Source organism: Leisingera sp. M527 (genome assembly GCF_025141525.1).
Classification (GTDB): domain Bacteria; phylum Pseudomonadota; class Alphaproteobacteria; order Rhodobacterales; family Rhodobacteraceae; genus Leisingera.
Map to the genome: position 1 here is coordinate 4,211,830 of NZ_CP081037.1, position 16,751 is coordinate 4,228,580.

18 protein-coding genes and 1 pseudogene are annotated in these 16,751 nt (G+C 58.3%); 12 read left to right on the top strand and 7 right to left on the bottom strand.

All coding sequences use genetic code 11. The features are described from left to right. Nucleotides 1-47: 47 nt before the first annotated feature. The 3 genes from K3555_RS20690 to K3555_RS20700 all read left to right on the top strand — a co-directional run bounded on the left by K3555_RS20690 (nucleotide 48) and on the right by K3555_RS20700 (nucleotide 1,886). The gene (locus K3555_RS20690; protein WP_260006876.1) at nucleotides 48-275 is read left to right on the top strand and encodes a hypothetical protein; all 228 of its coding nucleotides are present in this window, start codon (nucleotides 48-50) and stop codon (nucleotides 273-275) included. Between the two features lie 136 nt (nucleotides 276-411). Then, nucleotides 412-1,371 carry an AraC family transcriptional regulator gene (locus K3555_RS20695; RefSeq protein ID WP_260006877.1) on the top strand — a complete coding sequence of 320 codons (960 nt, stop codon included), beginning with the start codon at nucleotides 412-414 and terminating at the stop codon, nucleotides 1,369-1,371. Nucleotides 1,372-1,514: 143 nt separating this feature from the next. After that, nucleotides 1,515-1,886 carry a hypothetical protein gene (locus K3555_RS20700; RefSeq protein ID WP_259988787.1) on the top strand — a complete coding sequence of 124 codons (372 nt, stop codon included), beginning with the start codon at nucleotides 1,515-1,517 and terminating at the stop codon, nucleotides 1,884-1,886. A 3-nt stretch (nucleotides 1,887-1,889) separates the two neighbouring features. On the opposite strand, the gene K3555_RS20705 is transcribed toward K3555_RS20700, so the two are convergent. Continuing rightward, nucleotides 1,890-2,726, bottom strand: a complete 837-nt coding sequence (locus K3555_RS20705) for a LysR substrate-binding domain-containing protein (protein WP_260006878.1) — start codon at nucleotides 2,724-2,726, stop codon at nucleotides 1,890-1,892. A gap of 102 nt (nucleotides 2,727-2,828) precedes the next feature. On the opposite strand from K3555_RS20705, the gene K3555_RS20710 reads away from it, so the two are divergent. Then, nucleotides 2,829-3,527: an SDR family oxidoreductase gene (locus tag K3555_RS20710; RefSeq protein WP_260006879.1), complete on the top strand. Its 699-nt coding sequence runs from the start codon at nucleotides 2,829-2,831 to the stop codon at nucleotides 3,525-3,527. Further along, nucleotides 3,517-3,771, top strand: a complete 255-nt coding sequence (locus tag K3555_RS20715) for a DUF6552 family protein (RefSeq protein WP_129372550.1) — start codon at nucleotides 3,517-3,519, stop codon at nucleotides 3,769-3,771. The genes K3555_RS20710 and K3555_RS20715 overlap by 11 nt, the downstream gene beginning before the upstream one ends. A gap of 6 nt (nucleotides 3,772-3,777) precedes the next feature. On the opposite strand, the gene K3555_RS20720 is transcribed toward K3555_RS20715, so the two are convergent. Both K3555_RS20720 and K3555_RS20725 read right to left on the bottom strand, forming a co-directional pair. Further along, entirely contained in the window at nucleotides 3,778-4,713 is a 936-nt protein-coding gene (locus K3555_RS20720) for a DMT family transporter (protein WP_260006880.1), read from the bottom strand. A 365-nt stretch (nucleotides 4,714-5,078) separates the two neighbouring features. Then, on the bottom strand, nucleotides 5,079-5,984 hold the full coding sequence (locus K3555_RS20725; protein ID WP_260006882.1) for an MBL fold metallo-hydrolase: 906 nt from the start codon (nucleotides 5,982-5,984) through the stop codon (nucleotides 5,079-5,081). Between the two features lie 91 nt (nucleotides 5,985-6,075). On the opposite strand from K3555_RS20725, the gene K3555_RS20730 reads away from it, so the two are divergent. Both K3555_RS20730 and K3555_RS20735 read left to right on the top strand, forming a co-directional pair. After that, nucleotides 6,076-6,912, top strand: a complete 837-nt coding sequence (locus tag K3555_RS20730; protein ID WP_260006883.1) for a LysR family transcriptional regulator — start codon at nucleotides 6,076-6,078, stop codon at nucleotides 6,910-6,912. Nucleotides 6,913-7,128: 216 nt separating this feature from the next. After that, a pseudogene (locus K3555_RS20735) lies at nucleotides 7,129-7,994 on the top strand (IS3 family transposase); the annotation flags it as partial. 103 nt (nucleotides 7,995-8,097) lie between these two features. Here the strand turns inward: K3555_RS20735 and fliP are convergent. Genes fliP through fliF form a run of 4 tightly spaced genes read right to left on the bottom strand, consistent with a single transcriptional unit; the run spans nucleotide 8,098 to nucleotide 11,399 of the window. Next, nucleotides 8,098-8,841, bottom strand: coding sequence for a flagellar type III secretion system pore protein FliP (gene fliP, locus K3555_RS20740; protein WP_259988800.1), 744 nt, complete (start codon nucleotides 8,839-8,841; stop codon nucleotides 8,098-8,100). Then, entirely contained in the window at nucleotides 8,838-9,134 is a 297-nt protein-coding gene (locus K3555_RS20745; protein ID WP_027257075.1) for a FliM/FliN family flagellar motor C-terminal domain-containing protein, read from the bottom strand. Before K3555_RS20745 ends, fliP begins: the two co-directional genes overlap by 4 nt. Then, complete coding sequence (locus K3555_RS20750; protein WP_237456773.1) at nucleotides 9,127-9,726, bottom strand: ABC transporter ATP-binding protein; 600 nt, start codon at nucleotides 9,724-9,726, stop codon at nucleotides 9,127-9,129. The genes K3555_RS20745 and K3555_RS20750 overlap by 8 nt, the downstream gene beginning before the upstream one ends. Further along, the gene (fliF, locus tag K3555_RS20755; protein WP_259995617.1) at nucleotides 9,726-11,399 is read right to left on the bottom strand and encodes a flagellar basal-body MS-ring/collar protein FliF; all 1,674 of its coding nucleotides are present in this window, start codon (nucleotides 11,397-11,399) and stop codon (nucleotides 9,726-9,728) included. The genes K3555_RS20750 and fliF overlap by 1 nt, the downstream gene beginning before the upstream one ends. A gap of 119 nt (nucleotides 11,400-11,518) precedes the next feature. Between fliF and fliL the strand changes: the two genes are divergently transcribed. The 5 genes from fliL (at nucleotide 11,519) to K3555_RS20780 (ending at nucleotide 16,493) form a co-directional block, all read left to right on the top strand. Then, complete coding sequence (fliL, locus tag K3555_RS20760) at nucleotides 11,519-12,043, top strand: flagellar basal body-associated protein FliL (RefSeq protein WP_259992713.1); 525 nt, start codon at nucleotides 11,519-11,521, stop codon at nucleotides 12,041-12,043. A 9-nt stretch (nucleotides 12,044-12,052) separates the two neighbouring features. After that, nucleotides 12,053-12,499, top strand: coding sequence for a hypothetical protein (locus K3555_RS20765; RefSeq protein ID WP_260006884.1), 447 nt, complete (start codon nucleotides 12,053-12,055; stop codon nucleotides 12,497-12,499). Beyond that, entirely contained in the window at nucleotides 12,499-13,113 is a 615-nt protein-coding gene (locus K3555_RS20770; RefSeq protein ID WP_260006885.1) for a MotE family protein, read from the top strand. The genes K3555_RS20765 and K3555_RS20770 overlap by 1 nt, the downstream gene beginning before the upstream one ends. A gap of 78 nt (nucleotides 13,114-13,191) precedes the next feature. Further along, nucleotides 13,192-14,061 carry a flagellar motor stator protein MotA gene (gene motA, locus K3555_RS20775; RefSeq protein ID WP_027257081.1) on the top strand — a complete coding sequence of 290 codons (870 nt, stop codon included), beginning with the start codon at nucleotides 13,192-13,194 and terminating at the stop codon, nucleotides 14,059-14,061. Then, the gene (locus K3555_RS20780) at nucleotides 14,058-16,493 is read left to right on the top strand and encodes a hypothetical protein (protein WP_260006886.1); all 2,436 of its coding nucleotides are present in this window, start codon (nucleotides 14,058-14,060) and stop codon (nucleotides 16,491-16,493) included. Before motA ends, K3555_RS20780 begins: the two co-directional genes overlap by 4 nt. Nucleotides 16,494-16,751: the final 258 nt, after the last annotated feature.

The window sequence follows — 16,751 nt, forward strand, 5'->3', positions numbered from 1 at the left end:
CGCCGCTGAGCCGACCTGAAAATAGCAGCTGGAAGAGGCGGCCCCCATTGATGCGCACCCGCGGCAGTCAGACCGGCCGGAAATCCGCGATTGATCATGAACAGTTACAATACTGCCTTCACGGTGGCATAACGGATCCGGATATGGTGACAATTGTCCGCTACCCTAACAGGGATGCCGTGGACAAGGTGTTTCAAAATGCTGAATACCACGCCTTGCGGGAAATCCCGGAACGGGAATTTTTAAACTATCAAATCGGTATTGTTGAAACCTAGCGTCTGATCCGTGACCACAGCGCAGATGGCGGACCTGCTGGCCCTGCCTGTGTTGTGGCTTGGCAATCCGTTCAATTTTCCTTGCAGTTCGTCCTGAACCGTGGACGCCAGATGCCGTGTGCTTATCATAGGCGGCATGTTGGACCTGCTCAGCGATATCCTCACCCGGCTTTCCCTCAAAGGGACGCTCTATTTCCGTACCTCTTTTACACCGCCTTTTGGGATCCAAGTGCCGCCGTTCGAAAACGTGGCGCGGTTCCATTTTGTGCAACGCGGAGAGTTGAAGCTGCATGTGCCCGCCACCGGCGAAACTCTGCGGTTGAAACAGGGCGATTTGGTGCTGATCCCGCATGGTGCGGCCCATATGCTTTTGTGCAACGAAGTGCAGCCGTTGGACGCCCTGCCGCTTGACCGGGTGCTGGAGGACGCAGGTTATGACGGTGGCGGGGTGCTGGTTTACGGCGGTGCTGATGAAGGGCGCGATACCCAGCTGATCTGCGGCCATTTTTCGTTCGCGGGTGTGCCGGCGCGGCGCGGCACCGGGCATATGCTGATCGACCGGTTGCCGCCCTTTATTGTGATCGAGAACTACGGCGAGGAAGCCGGCGCCTGGATTGAGGCGACCCTGCGGATGATCGGATCTGAGGTGCATGGTGCCCGCATAGGTGGCGACCTGATTGCGCTGAAACTGTCAGAGGTGCTGTTTGCCCAGGCGATCCGCGCCTATCTGGAGCATCAAAGCCCCAGCGGCTCGGCGCTGGCGGGCTTTGCCGATCCGCGGATTTCGCGGGCGCTGGCCGCGTTTCACCAATCCCCGGCACAGGAGTGGAGCGTCGAAGGCCTGGCCCGCGAGGCCGGCATGTCGCGCACCGCCTTTGCCCAGGAGTTCACCGCCAAGATGGAGGTGACACCGATGCAGTATCTGACCGGCTGGCGGATGCAGATCGCCTGCCAGGGGCTGACGGAACAAGGGTTGAGTGTTGCCGATGCTGCTGAGGTTGCCGGCTATGCCTCCGAGGCAGCGTTTTCCCGTGTGTTCCGCAAGCAGGTGGGGATTTCGCCGGCGGCCTACCGGCAGCAGCATGCAGCCGCTTGAATGACAGCCAAGGCCGGAACTCTGAACGATCTGCAAGATATGCGAGATTATCTGAAATTCACCGTTCGATCTGTGTAAGGCAATCTGGGGTCAGAGCCGCCAAGGACGCGGCCAGGATTTTCTCAGCAACAAGGATCTGACCCATGCCTTTGCGTTTCGTGACCCGTACCATCCATGCCTATCTCGATTACCCTGTGGCCATTGCCCTGATGGGGCTGCCGTTCCTGCTGGGCCTCGGCGAAAGCAACCCGCTGGCGTTGTGGCTGTCGGTGGCAACTGGCATCGCTGCCTTTGTCCTGACGGTGCTGACCGACCACCACCTGGGTCTGATTCGGGTGCTGCCCTACAAATTGCATCTGACGGTTGACCTGATTGTCGGTCTCACCTTTCTGGCGGCACCGTTTCTCTTTGGTTTTGCCGGGCTGGACGCAGCCTTCTATCTGTTGAACGGGGCTGCGGTTCTGGCAGTGATCTCGCTCAGCGCGCCGGAAGGGGCTGAGACGGCCTCGGCCTGAGATCTACTGGCGCAGCAGCCAGTCGACAACTGCTTTGGCTCGGCCTTTCTGGCTGGGCCAAAGCACATAGAACCCTTGGTCCCCCTGGCGTGGGGCTTGCCACAGGATCCGGAGCGGATGGGTGCCCAGGAAAACCCGTGGCACCAGCGCAATGCCCTGGCCATTCATCGCGGCATCCATCGCCAGCGCGGTTTGATTGAAATGCAGAATCCGCCCCGTTGCCGCCAGGCCTTCTTGCCGCAGCAGCAGGTCCCAGTGCCGGTGCCCGTCCTGGATCAGGGTTTGTGTCGCAAAACTTGCAAGTTCGGGCTGTTTATCGGTAGTTAGAGCCACATCTTCATTGGCCACCGCCACCAGATCCACCAGCGAAAGGAGGGCGGAATTCAGCCCGCTTTCCTGCGGTTTGCCGCCCTGGCGGATGGCGATGTCGATGCCGTCCCGATTGAAATCGGTCAGGTTTTCCTCCGCCACCACCCGCAGTTCGATGTCCGGATGCGCGGCCTCGAACTCCGGCAGCCGCGGCACCAGCCATTTCGACGCAAAGGACGGCGGCACCGAAAGCGTCACACGCTGCACCGCCGGTGCCAGCTTGTCGGTGGCATCGTGAATCAGTTCCAGAGCCTGCCTGACCGGCGCGTGATAGCTGCGCCCGGTATCGGTCAGGCTCAGCCCGCGCGCGTGGCGGCGGAACAGCTTGTGACCCAGGTCCGCCTCCAGCCTGCGCACTTGCTGGGCGACAGCGCCCTGGGTCAAGTGCAGCTCTTCAGCCGCCCGGCCGAAATTCAGGTGTCTGGCGGCGGCGTCAAACATCCGCAGGGCATTGAGGTTAGGCAGGCGCATCCGGGTCAGCCAGTAGTTTTCCTACAGTCTGGCGCGATGAGACATGATTGGTCAAGCGGCGATTGAACCGACATCCTTGGGGCCAAGCAAAGGAGTTCTAAAATGACCAAAGTTGCACTTTTCACCGCTGCAGGCAGCGGCATGGGCGCAGACGCTGCCCGCCATCTTCACGAGCAGGGATATCAGGTCGCGATCCTGTCTTCATCCGGCAAGGGCGAGGCCCTGGCGCAGGAGCTGGGCGGGATTGGGCATACAGGCTCTAATCTGGAGCAAAGCGACCTTCAGGCGCTGGTGGACAAGGCGATGGCTCGCTGGGGCCGCATCGATGTGCTGGTAAACTCCGCGGGCCACGGCCCTAAGGGCGACATCATGGAAATCAGCGATGACGACTGGCATCTGGGGATGGAATTCTACCTGATGAACGTGATCCGCCCGGCGCGTCTGGTGGCACCCATCATGGTGGCACAGGGCAAGGGCTCGATCATCAACATATCGACTTTTGCGGTGTTTGAACCCGATCCGCTGTTCCCGACCTCCGGTGTGTTCCGGGCCGGTCTGGCGAGCTTTACCAAACTGTTTGCCGACAAATTCGCCGCCCAAGGCGTGCGGATGAACAATGTGCTGCCGGGTTTTATCAACAGCCTGCCCGAAACCGAGGACCGCAAGGCCCGCATTCCGATGGGCCGCTACGGCACCTCGCGTGAGATTTCTGCGCTGATTGCCTATCTGGCTTCGGAAGATGCTGCTTATACAACTGGCCAAAACATCCGCGTCGACGGGGGATTGACCCGTGCAGTCTGACGCTCAGGTCCTGCCCGGAAATACCGAGGTCAATCCGGCCTTTTTATTGAAATGGGCCGCGTCCATCGTACAGATCCTTGGCTATTCTGCCACCGCTTGGGGGCTTCACCCCTGGAACATCTATCTGTTCCTGGCCGGGCTAACAGGATGGTTCCTGGTTGGCGTTTTGTGGAATGACAGGGCAATTATGCTGATCCATGCTGTAGCGCTTGGCGCGATGATTGCAGGTATTTGGTCAAGTTAGAGTCAATTATCCGCCCTTGGGATCAATCATCGGCTTAGCCTTGCCGCGCTGCAGGCCAAGCCGGTGCTCGCGCCAGATCACCAGAACATTGCCGGCAATGACCAGCGCTGCGCCGGCAAGCATCACCAGCGTCGGCCATTCTTCGAACCAGACATAGCCAATGACGATTGCAAAAATCATTGAGGCATAGTCATAGGGCGCCAGCATCGACGCAGGCGCAAAGCGGTAAGATGAGGTGACCAGGATTTGCGCCACCCCGCCAACTATCCCGGCGCCGACCAGCAGTGCGGCGGTTTGTGCATCCGGCATGACCCAGCCGAACGGCGCGGTGAGCAGCGCCAGAGCAGAGGCGGTCAGCGAGAAATAGAACACGATCGCCGCGGTGTGTTCCGATTGCACCATGCGGCGGATGTGGATCTGCACAAAGCCGCGGGCCACCGTCGCCCCGACCACCAGCAGCACGCCCAGCATGGCGCCGTCGCTCATATCCCCGCCAAGCCGCGGCCAGATCATGATCATCACGCCCAGCAAACCGATCGCCACCGCGGAAATCCGCACCAACCGGATCGTCTCTCCCAATAACAGCGCCGCCAGAATCAGGGTGAAGATCGGCGTGGCATAGCCGATGGCGGTGACCTCGGGCAGCGGCAGCAGTGCCAGACCCATGAAGGTCATCCCCATTGCCGACGTTCCAACAAGGCCGCGCCACACGTGAAACATCGGCTTTTGAGTGATCAGCCCGTGCCGCAATTCTCCGCGCATGGACAGCCAGACCACAATCACTGGAATTGCAAAAAACGACCGGAAAAACACCGCTTCCCCTGCTGGCACATGCTCTGATGTCGCCTTGATGATCCCGGACAGAGCGGTGAACAGGGCAATTGCTGTCACCTTCAGGAGGATCGCCAGCATAGGCCGATGCGATGTTAAGGATTTTGCCATGGCGTGAACCTGCGCCCATGCGCCGCAAAGATCAATGGTTTGATTTCAGGTGAGGAGAAGGCGCAAATGGCGCCAGTTTAGACGAGAGCCGCCGATACACGATGCCAACCACCTGATCCGTCAGGTCACTGCCTGTACCGCTCCAATTGCCTTCCCATAAGGCACGAGAACGTGAGGCAGACCGCGGTAGTGAGGAAATGGGCGGGTGGTTGGCCCGCGTAGCGGCTAAGTGTGAAGCGGTGCATGCAATTTCCCCCGCCCATGAAGCCGCCGGTCGTATGCAGCGTTGAAAAGGTGTCCGATCTGCTAAAAGGCCGCACCGGGGCCGGAGCTCTCGTTCCGCGCAGTACTCAATTCAGGCAGCCTTAAAGAGTTAGCGCTGATCCTTCGCGAAGAACGTTCAGCGCCGATGGAATGCCTGAGATCGCGTGCGCTTCTATCATCTTAGACACGGGTTCCTGATAGAGCGCGTATGTTGAGTGGTGAGCAGGCAAAATCAGGCCCGCCTTGAGGAATTCCGCGAATTCTACAGCCTGATGACCAGTCATCGACAACTGGCCCAATGTCCCATTTGTACCAACTGCCCCTATATGAGGTATCAACAGATCAGGCGCCGGAAACTGTTGAACTGCTGACTGCACCGGCTCTGCCATGAAAGTGTCTCCGGCCCAGTAGATATGGCTCGTCTTGCCGCGAATTGTCGCTTGCAGCCAGTAACCATTCCCAAGCCCGAGAATGCCGGAAATGCCTGTGTTAAGCGAGTGGACTGCAGGAATAGATGTAATCGAAACCTCTGTATCGCCCCGTCTGAAGGCGCGGTTTTCTCCGTGGTTCAGTGCCTGCGCTGCAAAGCCCTTCTCGGTGAGGGCGTTCACATCTTGAGCGGAACAGAGGACGGGGCCGTTGGCGCCAAGCCATGCCTGTGCTTTCTGGTCGAAATGGTCCTCGTGCGCATGGCTGAGCAGCACAACATCGTACTCCCGCACCGCCATGCCTGGAAATGGTGTAAGCCGTTCGTGCATCTTGATGTTGGGACCAGTGGACAGATCGAACATTTCATTCGGGTCCCCCATCTCAAATGCCTCGGTCCCCTCACCCAGGCATGGGTCAGTGAGAACACATTTATCGCCGATGCGGAGTTCCAGCATCGCGCCTCCAAGCCAGCGGACGGTAACATCAGATGCAGAAATGCCAGCTGCGGAGGAAAGTGGCGTGAGAGCGGCACTTGCTGCGGCGACGGTACCAAGTTTGAGCAGATCTCTTCTGTGCATTGTCATCTCCTTGTGTTTCTCCGTTGACCTATTCCAGTTTCTCACCACACATAACCAACGAAATACTGAATTCATTAAACGGATAATTTGAATGGTGTCAGATCTGCGAACCCTGGAAACTTTTGTTGAAGTAGCTGACTGCCTCAGTTTCGCGGATGCAGGACGCCGCCTTGGGCTGCCTGCCGCGACGGTGACTACAAGAATCAAGTCACTTGAAGCTCAGCTCGGTGTGCGCCTGTTCGACCGCTCGACACGAACAGTCGCCGTGACCGCAGAAGGTCAGATATTTTTGGCGCATAGCCAGATAGCTTTGCACGAACTTATGCTGGCACACCAAGCCGTTGGCGCGGCACAAGAGGCCACCGGGCAGGTACGTGTGTCAATCCCGGCAGCTTTCCCGATGGCACAGTTTGCTGGGATCACCGGCAGGTTCCGCTCCACCTATCCAGACATCTCAATCAAAGTCTACGTGGATGACCGGCCGGCGTCCTTCATAGAAGACGGGGTCGATTTGGCGTTGCGGGGCGGGGCGCCTGGAGGCGACGGCCTAATAGCGCGGCATTTGAACGACACGGAAGTCATCTTTGTCGGCCCGCCAGGGCGTCTCGGGGACGACAGCCTTCCGGTGTTGCGGCCCTTAGAAAAACGTTTTGGAGCTAAGGACAAGCTGAACGGACTTTCCACGCGCTCCTTGCAGCTTTCTCTCGCATTTGTTGCAAGCGGCCAAGCTCGAGCGTACCTTCCCCGATCGATGTGCGAAGCGGCGTTGGCTGCAGCACAAATGGAAGAAGGGGACGGACCAGACGGGCCGCATGTTCCGCTGCCGCTGTTTCTTGTTTATCATCACAAGCAACACCAGCCCAAAAGGGTTCAGCTCTTCAAAGATATTCTCATTCAGGAATTATCTATACCGACGCACGAAATCTGAGTTTTTGAGCGCCCCTCAAGCTGGCGCAAGCCCTGTCATTCAGGTATTTTTGAACCGTTCCACGCCTCCCAAATGGTGCAGGACGATTTCGAAGGAATTGCTGGACATTCGAAATCGTCAAAGCAAATTGTTTGGATTAGGTCATGTTGACTGACCTGCTCCCCAGAAATGTCCGCGTTTTGACGTTAGCCAGTTCTCCACACGAGGAGACAGAAAATGCGGAAAAGCCGATTCAGCGAAGAGCAAGATCATTGGCATCCTGAAGGAACCCCAAGTCGGCATCGGGGCCAGGGAATTGTGCCGCAAGTACGGCATCCACTGCCCGGCAGGGCAGTGCGCAGCAATGTCCCGAGAGGGGCGATGGCACGCTCTACAAGTTGCGCTCGAAGGATGGCGGCATGGAGGTGTCAGTGGTCAAACGGCTGACGGCTCTGGAGGCTGAGAACGCAAAGCTCAAGAAGTTTCTGGCTGAGCACATGCTGGATGTGGCCACGCTCAAGGAGATGCTGGGAAAAATCTTCTGAAGCCCGGTGCAAGGTGAAGAGCGGCGGATTGGGCCATGACAGAGAAGAACTGCAACCAGCGGCGGGCCTGTGCCCTGGCCGGGATTGATCCGCGCGTCTACAGGCGTCGGCCGACCAGGCCTTCGGACACGGAGTTGCGAGAGAGGCTGAAGGAACTGTCCGGTGAACGGCGGCGGTTCGGTTACCGGCGGCAGCACCTGTTGCTTGGGCGAGAGGGCTGGTAGGTGAACTGGAAGAAACTCTATCGGATCTAACGTGAAGATGGCCTGGCTGTGCGCAAGCCTGGCGGCCGGAAACGGGCGATTGGCACCCGTGCGCTCATCACTGCCCGGCAGGCGCATGCACAGCATGCTGCCAAAAGGGGCAATCCCGCAAGGCCCGAACCAAAGATGGTCGTTGGGCTTCGTGTCTGACAGTCTGCCAGACGGGCGCCGTTTCCGGGTTCTGTGCGCCATCGATAACTTCGGCCGGGAGTGCCTGACCTGCCTGGTCGACACATCGCTATCCGGTCAGCGGGTTGCGCGGGAGCTCGACAAAAACGCCCAGGCGCGCGGCTACCATTTTCCTGTCACGACCGGCCTGACGTTTCAGTTTGCGTTGATCGCGTTTGATTGCCGTGGGCAGTTCACAACCCATACCTTATCCAGACCATTGGCAGGGTTCAGGGGTAATAGCTGCGTACCAGAGCAGTGGCGATCAGGCTCCAGCCATCTGCAACTACAAAAAATGCCAGTTTGAAGGGCAGGGACACGATAGCAGGCGGCACCATCATCATCCCCATGGACATCAGGACTGCAGCAACAACAAGATCAATGACCAGGAAAGGCAGGAAGACGAGAAACCCGATTTGAAAAGCGCGCGAAATTTCCGACAGCAGGAAGCTAGGGACCAGCGCCGATAACGGAGCTTCGGGCACGGGATCCATGCCCTGGGTTTCCGGTCTGAGATCCGCAATTGCATAAAATGTGTCCGGATCCAGCCGGTTCGCCATGAAGGCACGGAAGGGCTCCAAGCTGCGGGTGATGGCCACGCCCGGTTCCAGCCTTTCTTCCAGCAGCGGATTGATGCCAGTGGTCCAGGCCTCGGTAAAGACGGGTTCCATCACAAAATAGGTCAGAAACAGCGCCAGACTGATGATCAGCATGTTGGGCGGTGCTTGCTGCAGCCCGATGCCTTGGCGCAGAATCGATAGGACTGTCACTAGGAATGGAAAACAGGTGATCATGATCAGCAGGCCCGGAGCCAGGCTGAGCACAGTAATCAGCAGGATCAGCTGGATCGAGCGGGCCGAGATCGATTCGCCGTCTGCCAGCGAAAGGCTCAGTTCTTGAGCCAGGGCGGTGTGCGGCATGGCCAGCAGGATTGCTGCTGCCAGGGCCGCCCGCACAAAAGTCTTGTGTGTCATCCCAAACCGCTTTGAAGATCAGCAATTTCTGTCAGGCGCACGGCCAGCTGGCCAGCCTGATCTCCCTCCAGCTCTTCGAGCTGGCCACGGGCCACCAGCCGGTCGCCGACGTAAAGATCCACGGGGTCTTCAACCCGTTTATCCAAAGTGAGAATCGCATTTTCGCCAAGGCTGACCAGGTCACGGATCAGCGGCCGGGCTTTGCCGACCGAGACAACCACTTCTACGGGAACCGAAACAAAGGGATTGTTTGCATCAGCGGATTTCATATTCAGGTCGGCAGCATCATCCATACTGGCTGTCCTCTTTCGCGTGATAGGTGAAGGCCTCTATCGAGTCCTGGATCGATTCTAGAAGGGCGTCGCAATTGATTTCGCATTCGGTGCTGCCAATGCGCAGATAGGCTTGGCCTGGAGACAGCACACTGTCTTCCTGCACTGTGACCGGAACGGAGAAATTGTCCGGCAACAGGCTGCGCACTGGTGCCGCCTCCCCGGGAGCGACCACGATCTGCATCGGCTGGTCGGTCTGGCCTTTGGCCATATCAGCAAGCTGATCGACGATATGATGCCCGAAAGAGGCAGCCATGGCATCTGGCAGCACTGCACTGGTCAGCACCTTGAACATCGGGTCCAGCGAATCGAGCAGCTGACTTTGGGCTTCGTGATAAGTGAAACTGAGATCTTCCAGAGAATTGGCCAGCTCGGTCGAAATCCGGCTGCTTTCCTGATCTTTGGCCGTTACGGCATCATCCCACCCGGCGCTGTAGCCGTTCTCAAAGGAAGCCAGCCGCTGCTCTTCTATGAGTTCCTCGGAAACTGCGGGCAGGGCAGGCTCTGCCGAGGTGTTCATTGCGAAGTCTTCGAGCAAATGTGCAATCGTCATTAGGCTTGCTCCTTGTTTTCTTCCAGCCAGCCGCGCAGGATCTGGACAGTTTCTTCCTGCCGCTCGCCAATCAAGTTGCGCAGACGGTCGACCGGGTCATCCATGCTGCCGCCCAGTGCCGGGAAGCCGGCCGCTCCCATCATGTCACCGCCAGTACCCATTGCCGGCAGGTCGCCCAATGGCTCGAACTGTCCGGTTTCGTTGTTTTCAATTTCACCCTCAAGTGCGAGTCCCGAACCAAGATCCGAGGCAGTCATGAACCCGTCGCCGCCAACACCTGGCAGCCCGGGCAGCCCGCCACCATCCGGACCAGACAGCGCCGCCACCGGAGCTGCCTGATTCGACAGGATCGGGCGTACAACGAACAGTCCAAGGATCAGGCTGACCAGGGCCAGAGCCGCAAGCTGGATCAGCGACATTGCATCAAAGTATAGGTTGTCCATGAACCCTGCGGTGGCCACGGAACCCTGCGGTTCCACTGTCGGCAATTCCATGGACTTGAGCGTAATCACATCCCCGCGGTCCGCGTCAAAACCGACAGCGGCGGAAATCAACTCCCGCAAGGCGGCCAATTCGTCTTCCGGCCGGGGCTGGAAGACAGTTTCACCTGCGTCGTTTGTCACTGCAGAGCCATTGACCAGCACTGCAACAGTCAGGCGTTTGATGGCCCCAGGACCACGGAGGATTTCTTTCTCGGTTTCCGAAATTTCATAGTTGATTCGCTCCCGGGTGGCGCTGGTATTGGCTTTTGACCCCTGGCCAGAGGCCGCGTCACCGTCGGGAATGTTGGAGGCAACCGTGACCTCTCCGGATTGGTTGGTGGAGGAGTCGGCGCGTTCCTCGACGTCAGTGCTGACGGCGACACGGCTTTTCGGGTCTACCCGCTTTTCCCGGATTGATTCGGTGTCGGTGACGGTCGCGACACTTACTTCGACCACCGCATTTCCCTGGCCGACGCGTGCCTCAACCAAGCGCATGACACGTTCGCGCAGCGTCTGGGACCGGTCATCGGTTCCGGCACCGGCGGCTGCAGTGGCATCCGAAGACCCGATCAACGCGCCGTTGGCATCAATCACTGCAACGTTTTCAACGGCAAGGCCGCTCACCGCAGACGAAATGAGGAAGCGGATCGCGTTGGCTTGTGCAGGTGTTACTGGGGATCCCATCGGCACGACTGAAACCGACGCGGTGGGTTCTACGGTGCGTTGAAAGGGGTTCGAGCCGGCATTTGCGATATGCACCCGTGCCTGGCTTACATGCGGGCTGCCAACAATAGTGCGGGCCAGCTCGCCTTCCTTTGCGCGCCAATAAGCGGCGTCAAACATCTGCGAGGTGGTGCCAAAGCCACTGAGCGAATCGAGCAGCTCGTACCCTTTGCCGCCATTGGCGGGCAGGCCTTCGCTGGCCAGTGTCATCCGGAATTCGTCACGCTGCGTTGACGGCACGTAGATTGAGCTGCCACGCACTTCATATTGGGCACCGCGCTGTTCAAGCGCCCGCACCACATCTCCGGCCGAGCCGCTTTCCAGCCCGGCATAGAGCAGTGTCATTGTTGGCTTGCTTGCCACATGGGACATCGCGATCACACTGAGAATCATGATTACCGTGGCACCCACGGCTATCAGACGCTTTCGCATGTCCATTTCAGCCCAGACATTCTTGATCTGCTGCACATTAACCTCCGTCGCACCGGCGTTCTCTCCGGCGTGCAACCCTTTTGACGGATCGGCCTTAACATTCGGTTAGTTCCTCGCAGGTTATGAAGATGCTGCACGACGTTTTAGGGATAGCCATGACAGATGCTGCAGTAGATACGGAAGCAGAAGCCCCGGCCAAAAAAAGCAAACTGCCCCTGATTATCGGGGTGGTGCTGGCATTGGCTGGCGGCGGCGGCGGATTCTTTGCCGTACAGTCAGGCCTTCTTCCCTTTGGTCAGAAAGCAGCGCCAGAACCGGCGCATGCGGCCGAAGAGGCGCCAGAAGGCGTGGACAGTGGTGAGACGGCGGAGGATATCGCCAATCTTGCTTTTATCGAAATGGACCCGATTGTGATTACCCTGCGTAAAGCCAGCGGTATCAAGCATTTGCGGTTCCGCGCGCAACTTGAGGTCGATCTGGCTCACCAGGCCGAGGTCGAGAAAATCCTTCCGCGGGTTATCGATGTCCTGAACAGCTACCTGAGAGCACTGGAGCTAGAGGATCTGACTGATCCGATGGCGCTGCCGAAACTGAGGGCGCAGATGCTGCGGCGGATCAATATTGCAACCGGCCAGGGCCGGGTGCGTGATCTGCTGATTATGGATTTCGTACTGAATTAGGAGGACAGGATGGAAATTATTGCTGATATCCTGCTTGCGGCCGGTGCGCTGGGTGCCGGATTCTATTGTCTGGTGCTGTCGCGCAGGCTGAAGCGGTTCAATGATTTGGAAAAAGGCGTGGGCGGTGCAGTTGCTGTCCTGTCTGCCCAGGTCGATGATCTGAACAAGTCACTGCAATCGGCGCAACAGGTGTCCGACGGCTCCAGCAAGGCGCTGCAGCAACTGACGGGCCGGGCCGAAACAGTGGCTCAGCGGCTGGAACTGATGATGGCATCCATGCATGACATCCCCGAGGCCGGATCTGCGGCTCCGGCAGCCAAACCTACGGCCGAGGACGACGCGATGGCTGCCGCTTACGAGGCCGATTCGCAGCCGTCTGGTGAAGAACAGGACGAGGCAAAGCCTTCCGGCTTGATGTTTGTCCGGCATAACCGCAGCCAGAACCGGGTGGCGTGATGGCAAAGGCAGCAAAGAAAACCAGGCGGTTCCGGCGCAGCGGCACCTTGATGATGCTGGCGGTGCTGCTGATGGGATCCGCCGCGGTCCGGCTGGCTCTTGAGGCGGGGCCTGCAATTGCCCGTGAAGTGGCCAGCCTGCAGGAACCCGGCGGCGACGCGCAGTCTCACAAGGGGGAGCCGCAGCGCGAATCGATGCCCACTTCTGCAGAGCTGCAAACAATGCTGGCAGCCTTTAAGGAGCGGGAACAGGCTCTGGCCGCCCGCGAAGCGGAAATTCAGGACCGGATGAAAGCCCTGGAAATTGCCGATCAGGCAATCGACAAGAAGCTGGCTTCGCTGGAACAGGCCGAAGAGAATTTACGGGCAACCCTCGCGTTGGCGGATGGTGCGACCGAAGCGGATGTGACGCGCCTGACGTCGGTCTATGAACAGATGAAACCCAAGGAAGCTGCGGCTTTGTTTGAGGAAATGGATCCTGCCTTTGCGGCTGGTTTCCTCGCCCGGATGCAGCCCGAGGCTGCCGCGGGAATCATGGCAGGGCTGAGCCCGGAAGCCGCCTATACTATCAGCGTTGTTCTGGCTGGCCGCAACGGAGCAGTGCCGAAGGAATAATTCGGTCGCCGCCGCTTAGTCTTTCCTTAGGAAGACTCGCCTAAGCTAATAAAAACCAATGGAATTCGGAGTGGACCCATGATCGGGATTGTAGGCATAGTGGTGATCTTTGTCATGGTGTTCGGCGGCTATCTCCTGGCCGGCGGCAAGATGGCGATCATTATTAAGGCCATGCCCTTTGAGTTGATGATGATCGGTGGTGCCGGAGCCGGTGCTTTTCTGATCGGCAATGACATGGGCGGCATCAAGCATACGTTGAAGGACGTCGGTAAGGTCTTCAAGGGCCCTAAGTGGAAGCCGGACGACTACCGCGACCTGCTGTGCCTTCTGTTTGCCCTGATCCGGATCGCACGGGCGAATCCGGTTGAAGTGGAGCAACACATTGAAGACCCCGAAAACTCCTCTGTCTTCAATAAATACCCCAAGATTCTGGCAGACAAGGAAACAGTGAACCTGATTTGCGACACCATGCGGTCGGCCTCGATGAACTATGACGATCCGCATCAGGTGGAAGAAGTGCTGGAAAAGCGCATGGAGGCCAACCTGCACCATGCAATGCACTCCAGCCACGCTTTGCAAACCCTGGCAGACGGGCTGCCGGCGCTGGGAATTGTTGCGGCGGTGCTTGGTATCATCAAAACCATGGGCTCTATCGATCAGCCCCCGGAAGTTCTGGGTAAACTGATCGGCGGCGCTCTGGTCGGCACCTTTCTTGGCGTGTTCCTGGCTTATGGCCTCGTGGGTCCCTTTGCGACCAAGGTAAAAGCGGTAACCGAGGAAGACGCGCATTTTTATCAGCTTATCCGTGAGGTTCTGGTGGCCAATCTGCACAACCATGCAGCGGCAATCTGCATCGAAGTCGGGCGCCAGAACACACCTTCGCATTTCCGTCCCGGCTTTGCTGAACTTGAAGAAGCCCTCAAATCGGTGAAACAGGACGCAGCATGATTTGGCGAGCACTTGCCACTGCAGCCGCGCTTCTGACGGCAGGAGCTGTCCAGGCGCAGACAATTGTGACCCGGTCAGGAGAGCACAACGGCTTTACCCGCCTGGTGATGCGCCTGCCGGATGGCGCGGATTGGTCGCTGGCTCAAAGCGGCACGACGGCGACAGTGAACATTGACGCGCCACAGGCAGTTTTCGATACTTCACGTGTCTTCAACCTGATCCCTCGCACCCGCCTGCAATCACTTGTGCAGAACGGGCCAGGTCAGCCGCTTCGATTGCAGCTAGGCTGTGACTGCACGGTCACGTCTTATGTTCAGAAGAATGGCTACTTGGTGCTTGATATACGTGATGGCGGTAAACCGGAAACACAGCGGCAGTATTCTGCTACCAGCAGTATTCTGCCACTCACTCCGCAGGCCACACAGAGCGGTTACAGGTTCAGTTTCTCTCAATCGGCCGCAGCTGACGCGCGGATGGCCCTGGAATTGGCAGCGGCTGTTGCGGGGCGAGCGGATCCGGCGCAAACAGTCCGGCCGCAGGACGCTGAAGAAGCTCCGGACCTGAGTGCAACCAAACAGCAAGAAGAAGCTGTAGAAGTAGTTTTGCCGTTGGATGGCAACAGCTTTCCGGTTCAGACAGAAACCGCCGAAGCCAATGCGGCTTCCGGGCTCCCTGAGACCAGAGTGCTGCTCAACCTGGAAGAAACTGAGCGCGCGGCAGCGGTCCAAGATTCCGAGCAACGGTTGCTGCAACAGATCGGACGGGCTGCAAATCAAGGACTTCTGAGTGTTGCAGCAAATGGGCTTCCTGATGCCGATAGCGCCGCTGTATTGGACCCTTTGGGTCGTACAGACAGGCCGTTGAACCCTTTGGACCACATTTCCGTGACCTCTGCTATCGATCGTGAAACCGGGCTGAAGGCTGCCCTGACTGGTGGCAGCGGAGAAGCAGAGCATTGTTTGCAAAACCGTGATGTTGCCATCCATTCCTGGGGCAATGAAAGCCCGTTTGCGGATCAGCTGGCACCGGTGCGCAGCGCATTGGTCCGGGAATTTGATGATGTGAATCCAGCGAGTGTATTTGCGCTCGCACGGATGTATCTCTATTTCGGCTTTGGCGCCGAAGCTCGCTCCATTCTGACTATTCTCCCTCCAGAAAATCAGGATGCGCCGGATATAGCCTTTCTTGAGGCAATGGCGATGCTGATGGATGGAGCTGTTCTGCCGGTTAATCACCCGTTCTCAGGTCAGCAAGGCTGCGAAGGCGACAGTGCCCTGTGGGGCGCTTTGGCGGATGGTCTGGTCAAGAAGAGCGCCAACACCGACGCCATTCAGCAAGCGTTTTCCAAAATGCCGACTCACCTGCGGGTGCACCTGGGGCCTCGGATCAGCAAGATGTTTGCCGAAGCCGGAGATAACCATATCGCCGAGGCAGTGCTGAGAGCGGTTGACCGGACCGGGGTTGAGGACGTTCCGGAAATCAATCTTGCTGAGGCGGCGATTGCCGAATTGGCAGGCGATACCGAAAAGGTGGCCGAAGAGCTGACCAGCGAGGTTGCAGAACGGAACGGAAATGCACCGGCAGCACTGATCGATCTGGTTGCTCTCAGCGTCAAGGAGCGCAAGGCGCTGTCTCCTGACGTGCCGGATTTGATTGCCTCTTATGAACTTGAAAACCGCGAAACAGAGCTCGGAGCAGAGTTGCGTCAGGCGCAGGTCGCTTCTCTTGCCCTGATGGGGCAGTTTCAGGATGCATTTCAAGAACTGAACAACCTGTCTGAGCAGGACGGCCCGAATGCCCGGTCAGCGGCGCTGGAGCCGTTGATGCTGCTGTTGGCAGAACGTGCAGATGACGTGACTTTTTTGCAGTACTCACTGGTTTTCTCCGGTCAAGCCAGCGCGACTGAAGCCGCATCGGTAGCTCCGGCCGTCGCCCGCAGGCTGCTGGACCTTGGATTTGCCGAACAAGCACAGGGCCTGCTTACCAAGCTTGCGCTGGAGCCGGAAAACGAAGCCCGCCGCCTGATGATGGCCGAGGCCGCGTTAGAGTTGGACAAGCCGCATCGGGCCCTTGTCGAGCTGATGGGGCTGGAAAGTTCCGAAGCCAACAAAATGCGTGCGGCAGCCTTGTGGCGCAATGGCGAATATGACCGGGCCGGAGAGTATCTTCTTGCCGAAGATGAGGCCAACGCAGCCGCCCGCGGGTTCTGGCATTCCGAAAACCTGGGCGCCATCGAAGCGATGGAGACTGGAGATGACGCGCAATTCGGTGCCGTTGCCTCTGTCACCACGCAAATTGGCGAAACTGCGCAAGATCCAGAGGGCTTGTCTCCGTTGGCTCACGCACGGGCCTTGGTTGAAAGCAGTGCGGGCACACGTGGCGGCATTGCTGATCTGTTGAACAAAGTTGGCACAGACTTGGAAAGCCCTTAGTATTTTCAGTAATCTGACAGAATGTTCACACAAACAAAGGCCGCCCGGATCAAGGGCGGCCTTTGTTTGTGCTGATAACACTTTGTCAACGGGCTGCCGGTAACGTGATGATCGGGTGAATCCTGATTTGGACGGGCAGAATGCCGGAAAACTATTTAGTACTTTGCCTGAAAGGGCTGTTTCTGCGCGCAATAGGCGCAGAATTCTGGACGCGCTCAGTAACGAGTTTCGTTCTGAAATCTCACTTGATTAAGACTG

Coding starts and splice junctions, on each gene's coding strand:
- K3555_RS20780 (WP_260006886.1), top strand. CDS start 14,058: ATGATTTGGCGAGCACTTGCCACTGCAGCCGCGCTTCTGACGGCAGGA.
- K3555_RS20750 (WP_237456773.1), bottom strand. CDS start 9,726: ATGACGATTGCACATTTGCTCGAAGACTTCGCAATGAACACCTCGGCA.
- K3555_RS20730 (WP_260006883.1), top strand. CDS start 6,076: ATGGTGTCAGATCTGCGAACCCTGGAAACTTTTGTTGAAGTAGCTGAC.
- fliP (WP_259988800.1), bottom strand. CDS start 8,841: ATGACACACAAGACTTTTGTGCGGGCGGCCCTGGCAGCAGCAATCCTG.
- fliL (WP_259992713.1), top strand. CDS start 11,519: ATGACAGATGCTGCAGTAGATACGGAAGCAGAAGCCCCGGCCAAAAAA.
- K3555_RS20745 (WP_027257075.1), bottom strand. CDS start 9,134: ATGGATGATGCTGCCGACCTGAATATGAAATCCGCTGATGCAAACAAT.
- K3555_RS20725 (WP_260006882.1), bottom strand. CDS start 5,984: ATGCACAGAAGAGATCTGCTCAAACTTGGTACCGTCGCCGCAGCAAGT.
- K3555_RS20700 (WP_259988787.1), top strand. CDS start 1,515: ATGCCTTTGCGTTTCGTGACCCGTACCATCCATGCCTATCTCGATTAC.
- K3555_RS20705 (WP_260006878.1), bottom strand. CDS start 2,726: ATGCGCCTGCCTAACCTCAATGCCCTGCGGATGTTTGACGCCGCCGCC.
- K3555_RS20720 (WP_260006880.1), bottom strand. CDS start 4,713: ATGGCAAAATCCTTAACATCGCATCGGCCTATGCTGGCGATCCTCCTG.
- motA (WP_027257081.1), top strand. CDS start 13,192: ATGATCGGGATTGTAGGCATAGTGGTGATCTTTGTCATGGTGTTCGGC.
- K3555_RS20695 (WP_260006877.1), top strand. CDS start 412: ATGTTGGACCTGCTCAGCGATATCCTCACCCGGCTTTCCCTCAAAGGG.
- K3555_RS20710 (WP_260006879.1), top strand. CDS start 2,829: ATGACCAAAGTTGCACTTTTCACCGCTGCAGGCAGCGGCATGGGCGCA.
- K3555_RS20765 (WP_260006884.1), top strand. CDS start 12,053: ATGGAAATTATTGCTGATATCCTGCTTGCGGCCGGTGCGCTGGGTGCC.
- K3555_RS20770 (WP_260006885.1), top strand. CDS start 12,499: ATGGCAAAGGCAGCAAAGAAAACCAGGCGGTTCCGGCGCAGCGGCACC.